13 protein-coding genes are annotated in these 20,815 nt (G+C 63.6%); 6 read left to right on the top strand and 7 right to left on the bottom strand.

All coding sequences use genetic code 11. From position 1 onward, the window contains the following. Window positions 1-50 precede the first annotated feature (50 nt). A complete protein-coding gene (locus AC0L18_RS21685) occupies window positions 51-1,730 on the bottom strand; it encodes an electron transfer flavoprotein-ubiquinone oxidoreductase (protein ID WP_473494146.1) in 1,680 nt (559 codons plus the stop codon). A gap of 337 nt (window positions 1,731-2,067) precedes the next feature. On the opposite strand from AC0L18_RS21685, the gene AC0L18_RS21680 reads away from it, so the two are divergent. The 3 genes from AC0L18_RS21680 to AC0L18_RS21670 all read left to right on the top strand — a co-directional run bounded on the left by AC0L18_RS21680 (window position 2,068) and on the right by AC0L18_RS21670 (window position 4,613). Next, a complete protein-coding gene (locus tag AC0L18_RS21680) occupies window positions 2,068-2,712 on the top strand; it encodes a hypothetical protein (protein ID WP_473494145.1) in 645 nt (214 codons plus the stop codon). Window positions 2,713-2,838: 126 nt separating this feature from the next. Next, window positions 2,839-3,726, top strand: coding sequence for a uracil-DNA glycosylase (locus tag AC0L18_RS21675; RefSeq protein WP_473494144.1), 888 nt, complete (start codon window positions 2,839-2,841; stop codon window positions 3,724-3,726). Between the two features lie 74 nt (window positions 3,727-3,800). Next, window positions 3,801-4,613, top strand: coding sequence for a helix-turn-helix domain-containing protein (locus AC0L18_RS21670; protein ID WP_091590402.1), 813 nt, complete (start codon window positions 3,801-3,803; stop codon window positions 4,611-4,613). Here the strand turns inward: AC0L18_RS21670 and AC0L18_RS21665 are convergent, their stop codons facing one another. Then, window positions 4,614-5,516: a DMT family transporter gene (locus AC0L18_RS21665; protein ID WP_473494166.1), complete on the bottom strand. Its 903-nt coding sequence runs from the start codon at window positions 5,514-5,516 to the stop codon at window positions 4,614-4,616. A gap of 44 nt (window positions 5,517-5,560) precedes the next feature. Continuing rightward, entirely contained in the window at window positions 5,561-7,867 is a 2,307-nt protein-coding gene (locus tag AC0L18_RS21660) for a xanthine dehydrogenase family protein molybdopterin-binding subunit (RefSeq protein ID WP_473494143.1), read from the bottom strand. A 156-nt stretch (window positions 7,868-8,023) separates the two neighbouring features. Between AC0L18_RS21660 and pepN the strand changes: the two genes are divergently transcribed. Together pepN and AC0L18_RS21650 are read left to right on the top strand one after the other, a co-directional pair. Beyond that, window positions 8,024-10,669 (top strand): aminopeptidase N, encoded by a 2,646-nt coding sequence (pepN, locus tag AC0L18_RS21655; RefSeq protein WP_473494142.1) that lies wholly within the window; start codon window positions 8,024-8,026, stop codon window positions 10,667-10,669. Between the two features lie 311 nt (window positions 10,670-10,980). After that, the gene (locus AC0L18_RS21650) at window positions 10,981-13,308 is read left to right on the top strand and encodes a PAS domain-containing sensor histidine kinase (RefSeq protein ID WP_473494141.1); all 2,328 of its coding nucleotides are present in this window, start codon (window positions 10,981-10,983) and stop codon (window positions 13,306-13,308) included. Between the two features lie 81 nt (window positions 13,309-13,389). Here the strand turns inward: AC0L18_RS21650 and AC0L18_RS21645 are convergent, their stop codons facing one another. The 4 genes from AC0L18_RS21645 to AC0L18_RS21630 form a co-directional block, all read right to left on the bottom strand. Then, complete coding sequence (locus AC0L18_RS21645) at window positions 13,390-16,347, bottom strand: bifunctional [glutamine synthetase] adenylyltransferase/[glutamine synthetase]-adenylyl-L-tyrosine phosphorylase (RefSeq protein WP_473494140.1); 2,958 nt, start codon at window positions 16,345-16,347, stop codon at window positions 13,390-13,392. After that, window positions 16,347-17,816 (bottom strand): sensor histidine kinase, encoded by a 1,470-nt coding sequence (locus AC0L18_RS21640; RefSeq protein WP_473494139.1) that lies wholly within the window; start codon window positions 17,814-17,816, stop codon window positions 16,347-16,349. Before AC0L18_RS21640 ends, AC0L18_RS21645 begins: the two co-directional genes overlap by 1 nt. A gap of 1 nt (window position 17,817) precedes the next feature. Next, complete coding sequence (locus AC0L18_RS21635; protein WP_473494138.1) at window positions 17,818-18,492, bottom strand: winged helix-turn-helix domain-containing protein; 675 nt, start codon at window positions 18,490-18,492, stop codon at window positions 17,818-17,820. A gap of 359 nt (window positions 18,493-18,851) precedes the next feature. After that, window positions 18,852-20,381, bottom strand: a complete 1,530-nt coding sequence (locus AC0L18_RS21630; RefSeq protein ID WP_473494137.1) for a Do family serine endopeptidase — start codon at window positions 20,379-20,381, stop codon at window positions 18,852-18,854. Window positions 20,382-20,566: 185 nt separating this feature from the next. Between AC0L18_RS21630 and AC0L18_RS21625 the strand changes: the two genes are divergently transcribed. Beyond that, on the top strand, window positions 20,567-20,785 hold the full coding sequence (locus AC0L18_RS21625; protein WP_473494165.1) for a CopG family ribbon-helix-helix protein: 219 nt from the start codon (window positions 20,567-20,569) through the stop codon (window positions 20,783-20,785). Window positions 20,786-20,815 lie beyond the last annotated feature (30 nt).

The following is a 20,815-nucleotide window of genomic DNA, read 5'->3' as shown; positions in this document are numbered from 1 at the left end:
TCATTTGATCGGCGGGCGAGACGGCCGCCGGGCCGTTCTGTCTTGCTGGGCTACATGTTTTGGTAGACTGGTCCCTCTCCACCTTGTGGCGGCACCCAGGTAATGTTTCGGTTCGGATCCTTGATGTCGCAGGTCTTGCAGTGGACGCAGTTCTGCGCGTTGATGACGAAGCGCACGTCCTTCGCCTCGGGATCGGCGGCGGCGTTGCCATCCTTGTCGACCCATTCGTAGACACTGGCCGGGCAGTAGCGTGTCGATGGCCCGGCATAGACATCGTGTTCGGAACGCTGCTGCAGGTCCATATCCGCGACCAGCAGGTGGACAGGCTCGTTTTCCTCGTGGTTGGTGTTGGACAGGAACACCGAGGACAGGCGGTCGAAGGTGAGCACGCCATCCGGCTTCGGATAGGCGATCTTCTTATGCCTGGCGGCCGGCTCCAGCGTCGCATGATCGGCCTTGCCGTGCTTCAGCGTGCCAAAGGGCGAGAACCCGAACAGCGAATTCAGCCACATGTCGAGACCGCCGATGCCGACGCCGACGACGGTGCCGAAGCGCGACCACAACGGCTTGACGTTGCGCACCTTCTTCAAATCCTTGCCGATGTCGGTTGCCCGCCATGCCGCCTCGTAAGAAGCCAGTTCGTCATTGGCGCGGCCGGCGCCGATCGCCTCGGCGACATGCTCGGCCGCCAGCATTCCGGAGAGCACGGCATTGTGCGAACCCTTGATGCGCGGCACGTTGACGAAGCCGGCAGCACAACCGATCAGCGCGCCGCCGGGGAAGGACAGTTTCGGCACCGACTGCCAGCCGCCCTCGGTGATGGCACGGGCGCCATAGCCGAGCCGCTTGCCGCCCTCGAATGTGCCCCTGATCGCCGGGTGGGTCTTGAAACGCTGGAACTCGTCGAACGGCGACAGATAGGGGTTCTTGTAGTTGAGGTGGACGACGAAGCCGACCGCCACCTGGTTGTCCTCCAGATGGTAGAGGAAGGAGCCGCCGCCGGTCTTCATGTCGAGCGGCCAGCCGAAGGAGTGCTGGACAAGGCCCGGCCGATGGTTCTCCGGCTTGACCTGCCAGAGCTCCTTGAGACCGATGCCGTATTTGCCGGGCTCGCGGCCGTCGGAAAGATGGTATTTGGCGATCAGCTGCTTGGCCAGCGAGCCGCGCGCGCCCTCGCCGATCAGCACATATTTGCCCATCAGCGCCATGCCCGGCGCGAACCCCGGGCCATGCGTGCCGTCCTTCTCGACGCCCATATCGCCGGTGACAACGCCGGTGACCGCGCCCTCGTCACTGTAAATGAGGTCCACGGCGGCAAAGCCCGGATAGATCTCGACGCCCAGCGCCTCGGCCTTGGTCGCCAGCCAGCGGCAGACATTGCCGAGCGAAACGATGTAGTTGCCGTGGTTGTTCATCAGCGGCGGCATCAGGAAATTGGGCAGACGGAACGAACCGGCGGGGCCGAGGACCAGGAAATGGTCTGCGGTGACCAGCGTCTTGAAGGGATGTCCCTCCTCGTCACGCCAGCCCGGCAGCAGCCGGTCGATGCCGATCGGATCGACGACGGCGCCGGACAGGATGTGAGCGCCGACTTCGCCGCCCTTTTCCAGGACGACGACGGAAAGCTCGGGATTGACCTGCTTGAGACGGATCGCGGCAGCGAGGCCGGCCGGACCGGCGCCGACGATGACCACGTCGAATTCCATGCTTTCGCGTTCGATCTCGCTCATCAACCCTCACTGCCCAGAGTGCCGCGCGCCCATTGGACGCGCAAAGGACACTCTGGCAACTTTATTTTCGCATGATCCTTTCCAAAAAGTGATTTCACTTTTTGGGGTCATGCGAGCGCATTTGCGCATCTTGCTGGCTTATCCGCTGCATAGCGCATCAATTCGCGACGCGAAACCGGCGCTGACGTGACAATGCCGATTTCGTCAAAAAGGCCGCGCATCGTACTACAAAATCGCGATTTGCGGGTCCACCAACATCGATCCGGGTCCAAAGATCGCCGTTGCCCTGATTTTTTTTAATTGTTCGACGGCTTGCTTATCGGCCATACTTCGCACCATGCGCACATACGGGCCATCCGGCTTTTCATCGACGCGCTTTTTTTCGCCGCCCGGACGGGTTTGCCGGGCGCTCGTTTTGGCCCTTTTGCCGCTGGCGTCCGTTGGCGCCCTCGCCGAGCCGCAAAGGGTCTGGGTGGCCGGAGCCTACTCCTTTTCCGACGAGCTGGGCGGCTTCCGCATCACCAGCGCCTCGGGCATCGGGACAAAGGAGGACCCGCTTGTCATCACCGAAGAGTTGAATTCGGCGACACCTGTGACACTGACGATCCGCACGACGAAGCCGATCCACCCCTTCGGCACTGCGGGCCAATTTGCCAACGGCCTCATGTATATGCGCATCGACGTGCTCAACAACAGCGGCCAGGCCTGGGTCGAGTTCCAGTTCGAGCTCCAGGAGATACTCCACCGGCCGAGCGTGTTCGGCGACGGCCTGTCGTTCGACCAGCGCAACAAGACGCCTGACAACATCTGGTCGAGCAGCTTTGCCGATTTCGATCGCGACTTCGAACCCTATGACCGGCTGCTGTTCAAGAGCGGCAAGATCGACCCGTTGAAGACGGCAAAATTCGATTACCTGATCACCGACTACACACCACGCTGGACGTTCTATCTGGTGCAGGATCCGCGTATACCGTCGAGCTGAACCACTTCGTCATCCAGGGCGAAGCAGGAGCGAAGCGACGTCGCTGAGGCCCTGGATGACGAAATCATGAAGCATCGCGCCAACCACGATGTTGCAAATTCCTGCCGCGCGGCTGAATGTGAAAGCATGACTGCCGTTTCCCGAGACAACCGATCTGATATTGCCGACCTGCTGGCCTTCTACGCCAGCGCCGGGGTCGATGAAGCGCTCGAAGAGGAGCCGCTGAACAGGTTTGCCGAGGCTGCGTCAAAGCCGCCTGAGCGGGCACCAGCGACAGTTACGCCGCCAACCGGTGAAAACGCAGCGCTGCCACGCTCGACAAGCCTGTCACGCGCCGGAATGGGCGAAAGGCAAGCTGCGGCGCCGGCGGTGCGCGCGCCGTCCGGTACGGCGACAGTGCCCGACGAGCAGCAAGCGGCATTGGCGCGACACCTGGCGACGACGGCGGCAACCCTGGACGAACTTCGCCAGCACATGGCGGCATTCGACGGCTGCAACCTCAAATTCACCGCCAAGAACCTGGTGTTCGCCGATGGCAATCCGAATGCCGCGGTGATGCTGGTCGGCGAGGCACCCGGGCGCGACGAGGACATCGAGGGATTGCCGTTCGTCGGCCGCTCGGGCCGGCTGCTCGACCGGATGCTGGCCGCGATCGGCCTCGACCGGACCTCGGCCTACATCGCCAATGTGATTCCCTGGCGGCCGCCGGGCAACCGCACGCCGACGCCGCACGAGACCGAGATCTGCCGGCCGTTCATCGAACGGCAGATCGAGTTGGTCAATCCGAAGGTGCTGGTCAATTTGGGCGGCCCCTCGGCAAGCACCCTTCTCAACACCACAGAGGGCATCCTGCGGCTGCGCGGCAACTGGCGCGTCCACACGACCGCCGCCGGCATTGCCATCCCCGCCATGCCAACGCTCCACCCGGCCTATCTCTTGAGAACCCCCGCGCACAAGAAGCTGGCGTGGCGGGATTTTCTTGAGGTGAAGGCGAAACTGCGGACGCTGGGTTGAGGGTGAAGGGAAGAGCGGCGCTATAACCTCCCCGGTAATTGAAATGCATCTGCGGCCGGCCTAGTCATGCGCCCATGACCGCAACCCAGACTTCCGCCGGCAGCCTCATTCGCGAATGGCGCACGCGCCGGCGCATGAGCCAGCTCGACCTCGCCATGGAAGCCGAAATCTCGCAGCGGCATCTGAGTTTCGTGGAAAGCGGCCGCGCGGCACCCTCGCGCGACATGGTGCTGCATCTGGCCGAGCAGCTGTCGATCCCGTTGAGGCAGCGCAACCAGCTCCTGCTGGCCGCGGGCTTTGCCCCCAGCTTCAGCGAGCGTCCGCTCACCGATGCCTCGCTGGCGCCGGCGATGGCGGCGGTCGAGATCGTGCTCAAGGGGCACGAACCCTTCCCGGCGCTGGCTGTCGACCGGCACTGGAACCTGGTGTCGGCAAATGCTGCCATCGGCCCGTTCCTCGCCAACGTTGCCGAGCCTTCCTTGCTGAAGCCGCCGGTCAACGTGCTGCGGCTCAGCCTGCACCCGGGTGGCGTCGCGCCGCGCATCGTCAATCTGGCCGAATGGCGCGCGCATCTTCTCGACCGGCTGAAACACCAGAACGACGCCACTGGCGACCCGGTTCTGGTCGAACTGGAGCGCGAGCTTCGGACCTATCCGTCCGGCCTGAACGGCGCACGGCCGGTGCCGGTCGAGCCGAACGCGATCGTGCACCCGCTGCGGCTTGCGCATGGCGATGCCGTGCTGTCGTTCATCAGCACCATCACCGTGTTCGGCACGCCGCTCGACGTGACGCTGTCGGAACTGGCGATCGAATCTTTTTTCCCCGCCGATGAGCAGACAAGGACCGTGCTGGTGCGATTGGCGAACGAGCGGGCCGAGCCGTCCTGATCATCCTTGCGGTGGGGTCGCCTGGCGGGTGCGGGCGCGTTCGAGGCCAAGCTGGCGCTCGCGCCAGATGATGAAGATGCCGGCGGCAACGACGATCACGCCACCGATGAGCATATGAACCGTCGGGACGTCGCCGAAGGCGAGATAGCCGACAACGATGCCAAGCAGCATCGACGTGTATTCGAAAGGCGCCACGACCGAGGCCTCGGCATGGCGATAGGCGGCCGTCATCAGAATCTGGGCGAGCCCGCCGCAAAAGCCTGCAGCAATGAGCAGGCCCGCCTGCGCCGGTGTCAGCGCCTGCCAGCCGAACGGCAGCGACAGCAAGGCCAAGAGGCTCGCCGTCACCGAAAACCACAGCACGATGGTTGCCGTCGGCTCGCTCTGGACGAGGTTGCGCACAAGCAGCATGGCGACGGCCGAGATCGCTGCCGCGACCAGTGCGGCGATGACGCCGAGCACCTCCTGATCGCCGAGTGCTGCGCCCGAACCCAGCAGCGTCAGTTCCGGCCATGAGATGACCAGCACCCCGACCAGTCCGACCGCAACCGCGCTCCAGCGATAGACGCGGATCGCTTCGCCGAGAAAGATCGAACTGAACACCACCACCAGCAGCGGCTGTGCGTAGTTCAGCGCGATCGCTTCCGGCAGCGGCAGCCGAATCAGCGCGAAGAAGCCGAGCCCCATGGCGCAGACGCCGACAAGGCCACGCGCAATGTGGTTGAGCGGGCGCTTGGTCGAAAACGCGGTGCCAAGCTTTCCCTGAAAGGCCAGGAAGACGACGATCGGAAAGATGGCAAAGAACGAGCGGAAGAAGACGATCTGGCCCGCCGGCACCGTGCCCGCCGCCTTGATGCAGGACGACATGGCGACGAAGACCGCCACCGACACGATCTTGAGCATGATCCCGGTCAGCGTGTTGTGCCCGCCGGGATGGTCCGTCGGGCTCACTTGGCAGCTGCTTCCTGGATCGCCGCCCAGATGCGCGCCGGCGTTGCCGGCATGTCGATGTGCCTGATGCCGTAGGCGCGATAGAGCGCATCCGTCACCGCGTTGAGCGCGGCCGGCGTCGCTCCGATCGTGCCCGCCTCGCCTGCCCCCTTGATGCCGAGCGCATTGGTGGTCGAGGGCACGTTGCGGGTCTCGAAATGGAAGAACGGCAAATCGTCGGCGCGCGGCATGGCATAGTCCATGAAACTTGCCGTCAACAGCTGTCCGTCCTCGTCATAGACCGTGTTCTCGGTCAGCGCCTGGCCGATGCCCTGGACGACGCCGCCATGCACCTGGCCGGCCAGCAGGACAGGGTTCACGGTGACGCCGAAATCGTCGACGATCGTATAGCGGACAATTTCCGTCACGCCGGTGTCGGGATCGACCTCGACCTCGCAGATGTGGGTGCCGTTCGGATAGGTGCATTCGTCCTGCACGAACTCGCCAAAGCCCTTGAGATCGTCCGGGTTCTTGGCGGCCTTGGCGATGCTCGAAAAATCGATCGTGCGGTCGGTGCCGACGATGCGGGCAACGCCGTTGGACAATTCGATGTCGTCGGCCGAGGCTTCCAGCTCATCGGCGGCGATGCGCCTGATCTTGATGGCCAGATCCTCGCCGGCGCGAGAAGCTGACACACCGCCAAGCGGAATGGAGCGCGAGCCACCGGTGCCGCCGCCGGCCTTCAGCTCGTCGGTGTCGCCCTGGCGGACATGAATCTTGCCGATGTCGAGATGAAGCTTTTCCGAGAGGAACTGCGCATAGGCGGTCGCATGCCCCTGCCCGTTGGTCTGGGTGCCGATCTTCAGCGTCACCGTGCCGTCGCCGTTCAATTCGACAAAGGCCGGTTCGGAGCCGGGAAAGGCACAGGCCTCGATATAGGTCGCCATGCCGATGCCGCGGATTTTGCCTTCCGCCTTCGACTGCGCCAGTCGCTCCGGGAACGCCTGCCACTCCGCTTGTTCGATGGCGCGGTCCATATGGCCTGCGAATTCACCGGTATCATAGAGGCGGTCGGTCTGCGTGCGGTAAGGGAACTGCTCGGGCCTGATGAAATTGCGTCGGCGGATCTCTTCGACTGGCAAGCCCAGATCGTGGGCGCAGGCGTCGACGAGCTTTTCCAGCAGGAATGCCGCTTCCGGACGGCCGGCGCCGCGGTAGGCATCGACCGGGCAAGTGTTGGTGTAGAGGCCGGTCACCGAAACGTCGAGCGCCCGGATGTCGTAGACGCCGGTCGACATGGTGACGCCGATATAGGGGATGAACGGGCCGTATTGCGAGATATAGGCGCCGATATTGGCGATGAGATCGACCTTCATGCCGAGAAAGCGGCCGTCCTTGTCCATCGCCATTTCGGCGGTCACGACATTGTCGCGGCCTTGCGCATCGGTGAGGAAATGCTCCGTGCGGTCGCCGGCCCATTTCACCGGGCGGCCAAGGCGCCTGGCGGCCTCCAGCACCAGCGGATGCTCGCGATAGACGAAGCTTTTCGGCCCGAAGCCGCCGCCGACATCCGGAGTGATGACGCGCAGCTGGTTCTTCTTGATCTTGAATATATCGGCCAGGATGTACTGCATGGAATGCACGCCCTGCGAGCCTGTGGTCAGCACGAAGCGGTTCTCCTGCGTGTTCCATTCGCCGATCGCCGAACGCGGCTCCATGTAGTTGCAGACCAGCCGGTTGTTGATGAATTCGATGCGGGTGACATGCGCCGCCCTGGCGAATGCCGCCGCGGTCTTCGCCTTGTCGCCGATGTGGTAGCTGAAGGCGCGGTTGGAGCCGAGTTCCGGCCAGACCAGCGGCGTGCCTTCGTCAAGCGCCGTGGCGGTGCCGGACGCGGCATCCTCGCCCTCATAATCGACCTCGATCAGTTCGGCCGCGTCCTGCGCCAGCGCGCGGCTGTCTGCGACGACGAAGGCGACGGCGTCGCCGACATAATTGACCCGGTCGCGGCAAAGGACCGGAATGTCGCGGGTCGGCGCCTTGGTACCGTCCGGCTGCCTCTGCATGACGCCGGATTTCAGCTTGCCGAGATGAGCAAGATCAGCACCGGTCAGCACCAGATGGACGCCAGATGCCGCCTTGGCCGCCTCGGTCGAACCGAGGGTGAAGCTCGCCTTGGCCACCGGCGAGCGCAGGACATAGCCGTGCAGGAGGCCGGCCGGCTGGATGTCGTCCGTATAGCGACCGAGACCCTTTAGGAAGGCCTGGTCCTCGCGACGCAGCACAGAGGCGCCCATGCCGAATTTCGGTGTGACGACGGTCATGGATACCTCGCGACGATGATTGGAAAACGAGTGCCTGAAATAGGCGCTGCGCCAGTTTTGTCGAGTGACGGTTTCGTGTAAAGAGCGCGTGCTTCACATTTCTTCGACCAGCGGACCCACCTGCCGCTGCGGGAATCGACAGGAAAACCAACGGAAATGCGCACGGACACCGGCCAGGTCTTCAAGCTCGAAGACTATCGCCCCACCGACTATCTCATTCCGGAAACCGGCCTGACTTTCCGGCTGTCGCCGGAAGCCACGCGCGTCATCGCCGTGCTGACGGTCGAGCGCCGTGACGGCGTCGCGGCGTCAGTGCCGCTGGTGCTGGACGGCGATGGCCTGACGCTCGGCCGCATCGCAATCGACGGCCAGACACTTGCGCCGGCCGATTTTTTCGCCACGCCCGATCAGTTGACGATCACCACGCCGCCTACAGCAGCCCGCTTCCAGCTGCTGATCGAAACCGAGCTGGCGCCGGCGCACAACGAAGCCCTGATGGGCCTCTATCGCTCGAGCAACGTCTATTGCACGCAATGCGAGGCCGAGGGCTTTCGGCGCATTACCTATTTTCTCGATCGTCCGGATATCCTGTCGGTCTATACGGTGCGCATCGAGGCGCCGCACCACGAGGCGCCACTGCTTCTTTCCAACGGCAACCCGGCTGGCAGCGGCGAACTTGCCGACGGCTGGCACTATGCAGTCTGGCACGACCCCTTCCCCAAGCCGTCCTATCTGTTCGCCCTTGTGGCGGGGGCTCTCGGCAAGGTCGCGGACAGCTTCGTCACATTGTCCGGCCGCCAGGTCGAGCTCGGCATCTTTGTCGAGCCGGGCAAGGAGCGGCTCGCCGGCTACGCCATGGACGCCCTGAAACGGTCGATGAAATGGGACGAGGAAGCGTTCGGCCGCGAATACGACCTCGACGTCTTCAACATCGTCGCCGTGTCCGACTTCAACATGGGCGCGATGGAGAACAAGGGCCTTAACATCTTCAACGACAAGTATGTGCTGGCCGACCAGGAGACCGCAACGGACGCCGATTTCGCCAATATCGAGGCGATCATCGCGCATGAGTATTTCCACAATTGGACCGGCAACAGAATCACTTGCCGCGACTGGTTCCAGCTTTGCCTGAAGGAAGGGCTGACGGTTTTCCGCGATCACGAATTCTCCGCCGACCAACGCTCGCGAGCGGTGAAACGCATCGCCGAAGTGCGCACGCTCAAGGCACATCAGTTTCCCGAAGACCAGGGACCGCTGGCGCATCCGGTGCGACCGCGCCGCTACCGCGAGATCAATAATTTCTACACGGCGACAGTCTACGAAAAGGGCTCGGAAGTGGTGCGCATGATCCGCACCATTCTCGGCGCCGAGACGTTCCGGGCCGGCATGGATCTCTATTTCGAGCGCCATGACGGCGAGGCTGCAACCATCGAAGACTTCATCAAGGTGTTCGAGGATGTGTCCGGGCGCGACCTCGCGCAATTTTCGCTGTGGTACCATCAGGCCGGCACGCCCAATCTGACCATCAGTTCGACGCACAATGCGGCGGCCCAGGAATTCACGCTCGAGATCGAACAGTCGGTGCCGTCAACGCCGTCCGAAAGCCGCAAGCGGCTGATGCATATTCCGCTGGCCTTCAGCCTGGTCGGCACCGACGGCAAAGCGATAGAATATGGCGGCGTCGAGGGTGCCAGCGTCGAGGACGGCGTCATCCATATCCGCAAGCGCCGGCACATGGTGCGCTTCTCGGGCGTCACTGAGCGCCCGGCGATGTCGCTCAACCGCGGCTTCTCGGCGCCGGTGACGCTTTCCGTCGAGCAGAGGGCCGACGATCAGTTCTTCCTTGCTGGCCATGACAACGATACCTTCTCGCGCTGGCAGGCGTTCAACACGCTTTTGACCGAGGCTCTGATATCCACCTTCCGCCAGGTCCTTGACGGCAAGCAGCCCGGTTTCGCATCGCGGTTGATCGAGCTTGCCGGCAAAATAGCCGGCGACGAGACACTCGAACCGGCCTATCGGGCGCTGGCTCTGGCGCTTCCGAGCGAAGCCGATATCGCCCGTGACATCGGCAAGAACATCGACCCCGATGCCATTTTCTCGGCCCGCGAGGCGCTGACGGTCGCGATCGCCGAGGCGAATCGCGAGATATTCTCCGACCTCTACGATCGACTGACCGACAAGGACGCTTTCAGTCCTGATGCGGCAAGCGCCGGTCGCCGGGCGCTGCGCAACACCTTGCTCGACTATCTTTCGCTGCTGCATGGAGGTGCGGCGCTTGCGGCCCGGCATTTCCAGTCCGCGACCAACATGACCGACCGGGCCGCCGCATTGAGCGTGCTTGCGCTTCGCCATAACGGTTCGCCCGAGACGGTCAAGGCGCTGGCGGAGTTCGAAGCGAAATATGCGACCGATCCGCTGGTGATGGACAAATGGTTCCATATCCAGGCCAGCGTGCCGGGCCCGCAAACCATTCATGCAGTGCGCGCCCTGACCGGCCACCCGGCCTTCTCGATGGCCAACCCGAACCGGGTGCGCTCGCTCGTCGGCACGTTTTCCAGCGCCAACCAGACCGGCTTCCATCGCGCCGACGGCGAAGGCTACCGGTTTTTCGTCGAAACGGTCCTGCAGGTCGAAAAGCGCAACCCGCAATTGGCCGCCAGGCTGGCGACGGCACTCAGATCATGGCGCTCGCTGGAACCTGCCCGGCAGGGCAAGGCAAGGGAAGCGCTGCTTTCGATTGCCAATACCGAGAACCTGTCGGCCGATTTGCGCGACATCATTGAGCGCACGCTGGCGTAATGGTCCTTCCCTTCTCCCCCTTGTGGGAGAAGGTGGATCGGCGCGTAGCGCCGAGACGGATGAGGGGTGTTGGACGGAGTGCTGTCGGTGCCAAGCTGGAGCACCCCTCATCCGACCGAGCTTCGCTCGGCCACCTTCTCCCACAAGGGGAGAAGGGAAGCCCGCCCATAAAGCCATTATTTTAGTCGATTTTTAATCTTTTTTCGCTGCGCCACTGGACAAGCCGAATCACCTTTGATTCTTTAGCTGAAGATTCGGAAGTGCGGCGTCGCCGGATCGTCAAGCAGATTTAAGATCGGGGAGAGCCATTTATGGCGAAGGCGGACGCGTGGGGCGCGCCCGGAGGGACGGGTTTTGAGCAGCGTGAGGCGGGAAGCGACGGTCTCGCCGGCAATGCGCGGCTGATCGCCGAACCCGCCTACCGACGGCTTCTGGTAGCCGAGCCATTGCTGCGCCGATCGATACCGGCCCTCATCATCATTTTCCTGATTGTCATCGCGGCACTGCGGTTCCTGTCGCTGATGCACGAGCGCGACGACGTGGAACGCGACGCCAAGGCGATCCTCTCGCTCGCGGCGGGCCAACTGGCCAGTTCGATCAGCGTCGATGCGAACATGGCCTCGACGCCTGGCGCGACGCAGGACCTGTTGGAGGGCATCAGCCGTCAGGGCGCCATGGGCCGAAGCCACGTGCTTGCGGTCACCGACAGCGCGTTCAAGATCGTTGCCGTGACACCGCAATCGACGGGCTGGGAGGGGCGGTCGCTCGACGCCATCGCCCAGGGCGGTCAACCGCTGTTCATGTTCGGCGACCGCGCCGGGGTGATGGAGGTCAGCATCGGCGGCCAGGACTGGTATGCCGCGGTGAGCCTGGCAAACGGCAGAAATGGTGCTGCCGCAGCGCTCGTTCCGCAGGATGCGGTCTTCGACACGTGGCGCAAGACCGTTTCGCTCAACGTCACGCTGTTCGTGCTGACGGCCGGCGTGCTGATCATCGTCCTCTATGCCTATTTCGGCCAGGCGGCGCGCGCCCAGACCGCCGACCGCATCTATCTCGAAGCGCACCAGCGCATCGACATGGCGCTGGTGCGCGGCCGCTGCGGCCTGTGGGATTGGGACATGGTGCGCGGCAAGATGTACTGGTCGCGTTCGATGTACGACATGCTGGGCTATGAGCCCTGCGACACGATGCTGTCGTTCGGCGAGGTCGACGGGATCATCCACCCGGAGGACGGCGACCTGTTCCAGCTCGCCAACAGGATCGTCGCACGCGAGATCGACCACATCGACCAGGTGTTCCGGATGCGCCACGCCGACGGACAATGGGTGTGGATGCGCGCAAGAGCGCAGGTGATCGACCCGGAAGCGCCGGAGATCCAGTTGATCGGCATCGCCGTCGACGTCACCGAGCAGCGGCATTTGGCGCTGCGTTCCGAGGCCGCGGATCTTCGCCTGCGAACGGCCATCGAAAACATCAACGAATCCTTCGTGCTCTGGGATTCGGCCCAGCGCCTGATCATGTGCAATTCCAAGTACCAGCAGGACAACGGCCTGTCGGATCGCGACGTGATGCCGGGCGCCTCGCGCGCCGTTCTCGAAGATCGCATGCTTGCCTTCGCTTCGGAGCGCCGGCTTGCCAACACCAACGGGCAGCAAGGCGGCGTGACCTTCGAGCGGCAGCTTGCCGATGGCCGCTGGCTGCAGGTGAACGAGTTGCGGACCAGGGACGGCGGCACCGTCTCGGTCGGCTCCGACATCACCCAGATCAAGCTGCACCAGGAGAAGCTGGTCGACAGTGAGCGCCGGCTGATGGCGACGATCCATGACCTCAGCCTTGCCCGCCGGGCAGAGGAAGAGCGGTCGCGCGAACTGGTCGAGCTCAATCACAAATACATGAAGGAAACCGAGCGCGCCGAGGCCGCGAACCGGGCCAAATCCGAGTTCCTGGCCAACATGTCGCATGAATTGCGCACGCCGCTCAACGCGATCATCGGCTTCTCCGAACTGATGGAACAGGCGCTGTTCGGGCCCCTGGGTTCGCCGCGCTACGAGGAATACGCCACCGACATCAACGGCAGCGGCAAATATCTTCTGGGCGTCATCAACGACATCCTCGACATGTCGAAGATCGAGGCCGGCCAGTTCTCGATGGATCAGGAGGAAATCGACCTCTGCCCGCTGATGCGGGAAACGGTGCGCGTCATCTCGCTGCAGGCGGCGGAAAAGTCGATCACCGTCGAAACACGCATCCCCGATTCGCTGACGCTGTTCGCCGACCGCCGGGCGATCAAGCAGATCATCATCAACCTGCTGTCGAATGCGGTGAAGTTCACCGGCCAGGGCGGCCGCATTGCGGTAAGGGCCCGCAACACCTCCAGCGCTCTGGTGCTGACGATCGAAGACAATGGCTGCGGCATCCCGAAGGAGGCGCTGAGCAAGCTCGGGCGGCCGTTCGAGCAAGTGCAGAACCAGTTTTCCAAGAGCCATGCCGGTTCCGGCCTTGGCCTTGCCATCTCACGCTCGTTGGCCGAGCTTCAGGGCGGCGCCTTGAAAATCCGCTCCACCGAAGGCACCGGCACGATCGTGTCGGTGCGCATTCCGACCAGGAAGCCGACGCAGCCAGTCAGGGCCGCCGCCTGACTAGTGAATAGTGAATAGTGAATAGTGAAATAGTCAGTAGTGAATATCTAATTCCATTCACCATTCACCATTCACCACTCACTACTCATTCACACGAAGCAAAAAGCCAAAATCCTTCCTGACATTTTGCGACGTCTCCTTGAGGTGCGCTTCCAGCACGCCGAAATCCGGCAGGTCGGTGACCGCCAGTAGTAGATCCGAAAGCCCCGGCGGAACATCGTCGCGTTCGAATACGCCGGTGAGGCAGAGCCGCATCATCTGGGTCAGCGCCAGATAGAGCGCATAGGCATCGCAAAGCTCCTGCCTGACCTGGGCCTCGGCGAAATCCGGCGCCAGCCTCGACAGCACGTCCGCTGTCCCGGTGGCCCGGCGGCCGGCTTCGACCTTTCCCGTGATCACCGCAACCTGCGCGATGAATTCGAGATCGATGAGACCACCCGGGATCAGCTTGATGTCCCAGAGATCGCGCGGCGGCTTCTCCTTCTCGATCATCGCACGCATCTCGAATGCTTCGGCCATCACCTTGGTGCTGTCGCGCGGCAGGGCAAGCACCTGTGCCACTTCGGTCTCGACCTCGGCGCATAGCGCTTGATCGCCGCCGATCGCGCGGGCCCTTGACAGCGCCATATGCTCCCAGGTCCAGGCGTCCTTGCGCTGGTACTTCTTGAAGGCATCGACATGGGTCGCCACCGGCCCCTTGTTGCCGGACGGCCGCAAGCGAAGGTCGAGTTCGTAGAGAACGCCCTCGGCGGTCGGCGCGGACACCGCAGCGATCAGCCGCTGCGTCATCCTGGCGTAATAGTGCGACGGGGCGAGCGGCTTGTCGCCATCGGATTCTTCGGCATCGGCGTCGTGATCATAGAGCAGGATGAGGTCGACGTCTGAGCCGGCCGTCAATTCGCGGCTGCCGAGCTTGCCCATGCCGAGCAGCGCAACCGTGCCGCCGGCGATGCGACCGTGGCGTAGCGCGAACTCGGCGATGACCGTCCGCAGCGCCGCGTCGATGGTGAGATCGGCCAGATCGGAAAAGGCACGGCCGGCGCGCGCCGGATCGATCGAGCCGGCAAGCAGCCTGACGCCGATCAGGAATTTTTGCTCGGACGCAAAGATGCGCAAGCGGTCGAGCACGTCCTCATAGGCCCTGTCGCCTTCGAGGAACGCGGCGAGACGGCCGGACAGATAGGCGCGGTCCGGCAGTTCGGTCAAAAGGGCCGGATCGAGCAGGCCGTCAAACACGTGCGGCCGGCGTGTGATGATGGCGGCCAGCCGGGGCGCCGCGCCCATGATGGTCGCCAGCAGCTTCAGCAGAGCCGGATTGGAGTGGAGCAGCGAGAACAGCTGAATGCCGGCGGGCAGACCGGCAAGGAATTCGTCGAAGCGTATCAACGCCTCGTCCGCGCGGCGCGTCTGGCCGAAGGATTGCAGCAGCGCCGGCGTCAGTTCGGTCAACCGCTCGCGCGCCTCGGCTGACTGGGTGACGCGATAGCGGCCGAAATGCCAGCCGCGGATGACGCGGCAGATGTCGCTCGCCCGCTGGAATCCCAATCTCTGCAGGGTCTGCAACGTATCGGGGTCGTCGACATCGCCGGTAAAGACCAGATTGCCGATGCCAGCCGAAAGCTCGGGCGCGGTCTCGAAAAGCGCTGCGTAGTGGCGTTCGACCTGATGGAGTGCGGCGCGGAACGCCTCGGCAAAGGCCGCCGCATCGGCAAAACCGAGCAGGCGGGCAATGCGTTCGAGCCCTTCGTCATCGTCCGGCAGTATGTGGATCTGCTCGTCGGCGACCATCTGAACGGCGTGCTCGACGCGGCGCAGGAGCCAGTACTGCCTTGTGAGCGTATCGCGCGCATCGGCAGTGATCCAGCCGCGTGCCGCAAGCTGGCCAAGCATCGGCACCGTCTCGCGGCCGCGCAGTTCGGGGAAGCGGCCGCCGGCGATGAGCTGCTGGGTCTGGACGAAGAACTCGATCTCGCGGATGCCGCCGCGGCCGAGCTTGACGTTGTGGCCCTTCACCGCGATCTCGCCAAGACCCTTGTGGGCATGGATCTGGCGCTTGATCGAATGGACGTCGGCGATCGCCGCATAGTCCATGTATTTGCGCCAGATGTAGGGCTGGAGCTCCTTCAGGAACGCAGTGCCGGCGGCGACATCGCCGGCCACCGGACGCGCCTTGATCATTGCGGCCCTCTCCCAGTTCTGGCCCCGCGCCTCGTAGTAGCGCAGCGCCGCCTCGACCGGGATCGCCAGCGGTGTCGAACCGGGGTCGGGACGAAGCCTGAGGTCGGTGCGGAAAACATAGCCGTGTTCGGTGCGGTCCTGGAGCATGCGGACCAGCCGGCGGGTCAGGCGCGAAAACAGCTCCGTCGCATCGAGCGGATCGACGACTGCTGGCGCTTGCGGGTCGAAGAAAACGACGAGGTCGATGTCGGAGGAGAAGTTCAGCTCATGCGCGCCAAGCTTGCCCATGCCGAGCAGGATCCAGCCCGACCGGCGCGCCGGATCCTCGAGATCCGGCAGTTTGAGCTTGCCTTGTCGGTGCGCGTCGCGAAGCAGGAAGTCGACGGCAGCGCGGGTGCAGGCGTCGGCAAGATCGCTCAGCCGCCGTACTGTGATTGCAGTTTCGGCCTCGCCTGCAAGATCGGCCAGCGCGATCAGAACATGCGCTTCCGCTTTCCATTGCCGCAGCTCCATCATCAGGCCGTTCTCAGAGATGGCTTCCGCCCGCGCGGCCTTGTCGATGGCGGCGCCGATCGACGCCAGCCGGGCCTCGACGGTCTCATCGAAAAGCGCATCCAGGATCTGCGGGCGGCGGCGCACCGTGTCGCGCAGGAACGGCGACAGGTCGAAGACTGCCGCGAGAAACTCCTGGACGGCGCCCTCTCCGGCCAGGAATTTCGCCAGCACGGCAAGCCCCTCTTCCTGCGCTGCGGAAGCGATCTCCGACAATTCCCGCCGGGCTCGGTTCTGATCCAGAGGCACGAGCCTTGCCGCCGGCTTCAGAAGCCAGTTGGTGTGTTCCGCAGCCGCCTTCACCGCCATCAGCGATCCTCCCGTTCGGGAAAACTCATGACGACGGATAATCCAGGATTGGCGGGCAGGAGATCAAGCCGCCCTTTGTGGAATGTCATGATCGCCTTGGCGAGGCTGAGGCCGAGACCGGAACCCGGCTGCGAGCGGCTCTTCTCCAGCCGCACGAAACGCTCGGTCGCCCTGGCGCGATCGGCATCGTCGGGAATGCCCTGGCCGTTGTCGGTGACGGAAAGCCTGATTTCGCTGCCGACGCGATCGAGCGCCACGCGAACGGTCGGCTTGGCTGTCGAGTCGGTCGAATATTTGATCGCGTTGTCGACGATGTTCGATAGCGCCTGGCCGATCAGCTCGCGATTGCCTTCAACGGCGAAGCCGTCCTGCACAGAGGTCTCGAGTGTCACTCCCGCCTCCTCCGCCACCGGCTCGTAGAGCTCGACGACATCGCGCACGGAAGCAGCCAGATCGACCCGGCTGGTGATTTCTGAGGAATAGCCCGCCTCCAGCCTTGAGATCATCAGGATGGCGTTGAAGGTCTTTATCAGATGGTCGGACTCGGCGATGGTCGCTTCCAGCGCCTGCCGGTAGTCGGCGGAGTTGTGCTTGCCGGAGAGCGTCGCCTCGGCGCGGTTGCGCAGCCGGGTCAGCGGCGTCTTCAGATCGTGGGCGATATTGTCGGAGACCTGCTTCAGCCCTTCATTCAGCGTGGCGATCCTGGCCAGCATGGAATTGAGATTTTCGGAGAGCCGATCGAACTCGTCGCCGGCGCCGGTGACCGGCAGCCGGCCGGAAAGGTCGCCGCCCAAGATGCGGCGACTGGCCTGCGACACCGAGTCGATGCGCTTCAGCGCCGCGCGGCCGACGAAGAACCAGATCAAAATTCCGCCAAGCGCCATCATGCCGAGCGCCAACGTCAAGGCGCGGCGGATGACGGCGCGGAACCGCTCAGGCTCGCCGAGATCGCGGCCGACCAGCATGATCATCTGGTTCGGCAGGCGCAGCACCAAGGCAATGGCGTTGTGGCCCTTCTCGCCTTCGACCTGGGCTTCGCTCTGGCTGGGTTCGTTCGGGTCGGCGATCGGGTTGCGTTGCCGCTCGAGCTCGCCCTCGCCAAAGCGCCGGTAGGAAAACGGCTCCGTCGTCCAGCCCTCGGCCACGAGAACGCCGGGTTCCAGGCTCTGCACGTTGCCGGTCAGGATCTGGCCGTTGGCATCGGCGATCAAATAGAGGTTGGCGCCGGGCTGGCGGGAGCGCTGCTCGACCACCCGGACCAGCAGCGGCAAGCCGCCGCGCTGATAGACCCGGGCGAGGCCGAGCACCTCGTCGTTGATGGTCTCCTGCGTCTGGCCGGTCAGCATGCGCGCCGACAGCGAGGTCATGTAGAAGACGAGCAGCACCGCACAGATGGCGAACAGCAGGAGATAGAGCGCCGAAAGCCGCGCTGCCGTCGTCTTCATGATGGCCGGCATGGAAAGGGCCATGCTAGCCGCTCTTGAGCATATAGCCGGCGCCACGAACCGTGTGCAGGATGGGCTTGTCGAAGCCCTTCTCGATCTTGCCGCGCAGCCGCGAGACGTGAACGTCGATGACGTTGGTCTGCGGATCGAAATGATAGTCCCAGACATTTTCCAGCAGCATGGTGCGCGTCACCACCTGGCCGGCATGGCGCATCAGATATTCGAGCAGGCGGAACTCGCGCGGCTGCAGCGTAATCTCGCGGGCCGCGCGCCGCACCGAATGCGACAGCCTGTCGAGTTCGAGATCGCCGACCCGGTAGACGGTTTCGGCCTCCCTGGCGCTGGCGCGGCGGTTCAGCACCTCGACCCGGGCCAGCAGCTCCGAAAAGGCATAGGGCTTGGTCAGATAGTCGTCGCCGCCGGCGCGCAAGCCGGTGACCCGGTCGTCGACTTCGCCGAGCGCCGACAGGATCAGCACCGGCGTAGTCTTGCCTCGGGATCTAAGACCGGCGATGACCGACAGGCCGTCGCGGCGCGGCAGCATGCGGTCGACGATCATCACGTCATAGTCGCCGGAGTCAGCGAGCGCGAAGCCGGTTTCGCCGTCGCCGGCGACATGGGCGGTATGCCCGGCCTCGGTAAAGGCTTTCTGGAGGTAATCGGCCGCTTCGCGATCGTCTTCTATGACGAGAATCTTCATGGGACCGTTATACGCGATTTCGCTGGAAGATTGAGTGGCCGGCATAGCATCATGGCCTCGAGGTGTATCGCCAACAAAATGATTCAAGAACGATCAGTAAGTCGTTGTTTTATAATGTTATTGGCGTCGAGCCGCCGCATCCTCGGATTTGGGCGACATGCTTTGTTGTTTGAGCATGTCGTCATCCCAAAACCGCTTCACACTTTGGGCGACTGCTCTGTTGTTCGAGCGGCAGCGGGCGATGGGCGCCCGCTGCCGCTGGGGCGGAACACGATGACTGACTAACGTATTCAAGCCCCGTGCTTTCCCATGCTACGGCTCGGGTGTTTGAAACCGCCGCATCGGAAAAGTCTGGAACGTCAGCCCTTGGCGACAGGCAGCGCGACGAAGCGGTTGCTGTCGTCGCGGGTGATCTGCATCAGCACCGCCTTGCGGCCCGACTTCACCGCGTCGGCCATGGCCTTGGCGACGTCCTCGGTGCCATTGACCTCCGTCGAATTGACCGAGGTGATGACATCGCCGGGCTGGATGCCGCGATCGGCGGCATCGCTGTCGGGATCGACATCGGTCACCACAAGCCCTTTGCCATCGTCGGACCTGGTGACGGTGAGACCGAGGTCGGCCAGCGTATCGGCCTTTGGCGGAGCCGAAGGCTGCTGGTCGGCCGAAGCCTGCTTGTCACTCGAAGGCAGCGTGCCGAGGTCGACCTTGACCGTTTCACTCTTGCCGTCACGCCACAGCGTGACGTCGACCGGCTTGCCGGGCGGGTAGGCGCCGATCAGACGGGCGAGTTCCTTCGGCGAAGCGACGTCCTTGCCGTCCACCTGAGTGATGACGTCACCAGCCGATATGCCGGCGTCCTTGCCGGGACCATCGTCCTGGGCGCTGGAAACGAGAGCGCCCTTATCGGACTTCAGCCCGAGCGATTCGGCGATTTCGGAGGTGACCGGCTGGATCTCGACGCCAAGCCAGCCGCGCTGGACGGTGCCGTCCTTCATCAGATCCTGCACGACCTGTTTTGCAGTCGAGGCGGGAATGTCGAAGGCAATGCCGACGCTGCCGCCGGACGGCGAGAAGATCGCGGTGTTGATGCCGACGACCTGGCCGTTGAGGTTGAAGGTCGGGCCACCCGAATTGCCGCGGTTCACCGAGGCATCGATCTGGATGAAGTCATCATAAGGACCGGCGCCGATGTCGCGACCACGGGCCGAGACGATGCCGGCGGTGACCGTGCCGCCGAGGCCGAACGGATTGCCAACGGCCACCACCCAGTCGCCGACGCGAACCTTTGAATCGTCGGCGAAGTCGACATAGGTGAACGTGCCGTCGCCTTCGACCTTGAGCACTGCGAGATCGGTGCGCGGATCTGTGCCGACCAACTTGGCGTCGAGTTCCTTGCCGTCATGCATCACCACCGTGAAGGACGAGCCCTCTCCGACGACATGGTTGTTGGTGACGAGGTAGCCATCCTCGGAGATGAAGAAGCCGGACCCTTGAGCGACCGGCCGCGGCTGGCGGTCACCACGTCCGAAACGTCGCATCCCATCCCGGCCATCCTGATCGCCAAAGCCACGGAACTCCCTGAAGAAGCGGCGCAATTGCGGATCGTCGGGGAGATTGCCGAAGGCGTCGGGAAGGTCGGAGCCGTCGTCAGCGGTCGATTCTATCTTGGCTTTGACGCGGACACTGACGACCGCCGGCGAAACGCGCTCGACCACGTCGGCGAAGCTCGGGACCTGAGGCGCCTCGACACGCACGGCCTCGGCCAGGACGGGGGCTGTCCCGGTGGCAACCGCGCCGAAGCCGATCGCGCCGGCAATGGCCACTGATGCGGCGGCAGCCATCAGGCGTTTGCGGGTGCGGGAATGTAAATTGGGGGCAATATTCATGGGTCTCGTATCCTCTTTCAAGGGATGCGCTTCGGTCGGCATCCTCGGCCAGGAGAAATAGAGGCGCGCACATTACGGCGCCATTTCCAGTGCATGAAACTTTGGTAATGTTTGCAGGCACCAACCCTTTGGTTGCGCCCGCCCGTCGCCCTATGTTGTACACAGTTCAGCACAAGGCTTTTACCATGACCGCAAGCGCCACCATGACGATTCGGGTTTCGTGCGAAACCAAGCTGAAGCTTGAGCGGATCGCCGCCGACACGCGGCGCAGCAAATCCTTCCTCGCGGCCGAGGCGATATCGGCCTATGTCGATCGCGAGCTTGAGATCATCGAAGGCATCAAACGCGGCATGGCCGATGCGGCAGCTGGCCGTGTCGTGCCGCACGACGAAGCCATGGCGTAAATCGACGCCATCATCGAAGCGTCGGAAGCC

The sequence above is a fragment of the Mesorhizobium sp. WSM4819 genome (assembly GCF_055811215.1).
Note: the sequence above shows the minus strand (reverse complement) of the source record. Positions and strands in the feature narration are given on the sequence as shown.

What these genes read in the sequence shown, in the direction of transcription:
- AC0L18_RS21685 (WP_473494146.1), bottom strand. Translation starts at nt 1,730, where the DNA reads ATGAGCGAGATCGAACGCGAAAGCATGGAATTCGACGTGGTCATCGTC.
- AC0L18_RS21680 (WP_473494145.1), top strand. Translation starts at nt 2,068, where the DNA reads ATGCGCACATACGGGCCATCCGGCTTTTCATCGACGCGCTTTTTTTCG.
- AC0L18_RS21675 (WP_473494144.1), top strand. Translation starts at nt 2,839, where the DNA reads ATGACTGCCGTTTCCCGAGACAACCGATCTGATATTGCCGACCTGCTG.
- AC0L18_RS21670 (WP_091590402.1), top strand. Translation starts at nt 3,801, where the DNA reads ATGACCGCAACCCAGACTTCCGCCGGCAGCCTCATTCGCGAATGGCGC.
- AC0L18_RS21665 (WP_473494166.1), bottom strand. Translation starts at nt 5,516, where the DNA reads ATGCTCAAGATCGTGTCGGTGGCGGTCTTCGTCGCCATGTCGTCCTGC.
- AC0L18_RS21660 (WP_473494143.1), bottom strand. Translation starts at nt 7,867, where the DNA reads ATGACCGTCGTCACACCGAAATTCGGCATGGGCGCCTCTGTGCTGCGT.
- pepN (WP_473494142.1), top strand. Translation starts at nt 8,024, where the DNA reads ATGCGCACGGACACCGGCCAGGTCTTCAAGCTCGAAGACTATCGCCCC.
- AC0L18_RS21650 (WP_473494141.1), top strand. Translation starts at nt 10,981, where the DNA reads ATGGCGAAGGCGGACGCGTGGGGCGCGCCCGGAGGGACGGGTTTTGAG.
- AC0L18_RS21645 (WP_473494140.1), bottom strand. Translation starts at nt 16,347, where the DNA reads ATGGCGGTGAAGGCGGCTGCGGAACACACCAACTGGCTTCTGAAGCCG.
- AC0L18_RS21640 (WP_473494139.1), bottom strand. Translation starts at nt 17,816, where the DNA reads ATGGCCCTTTCCATGCCGGCCATCATGAAGACGACGGCAGCGCGGCTT.
- AC0L18_RS21635 (WP_473494138.1), bottom strand. Translation starts at nt 18,492, where the DNA reads ATGAAGATTCTCGTCATAGAAGACGATCGCGAAGCGGCCGATTACCTC.
- AC0L18_RS21630 (WP_473494137.1), bottom strand. Translation starts at nt 20,381, where the DNA reads ATGAATATTGCCCCCAATTTACATTCCCGCACCCGCAAACGCCTGATG.
- AC0L18_RS21625 (WP_473494165.1), top strand. Translation starts at nt 20,567, where the DNA reads ATGACCGCAAGCGCCACCATGACGATTCGGGTTTCGTGCGAAACCAAG.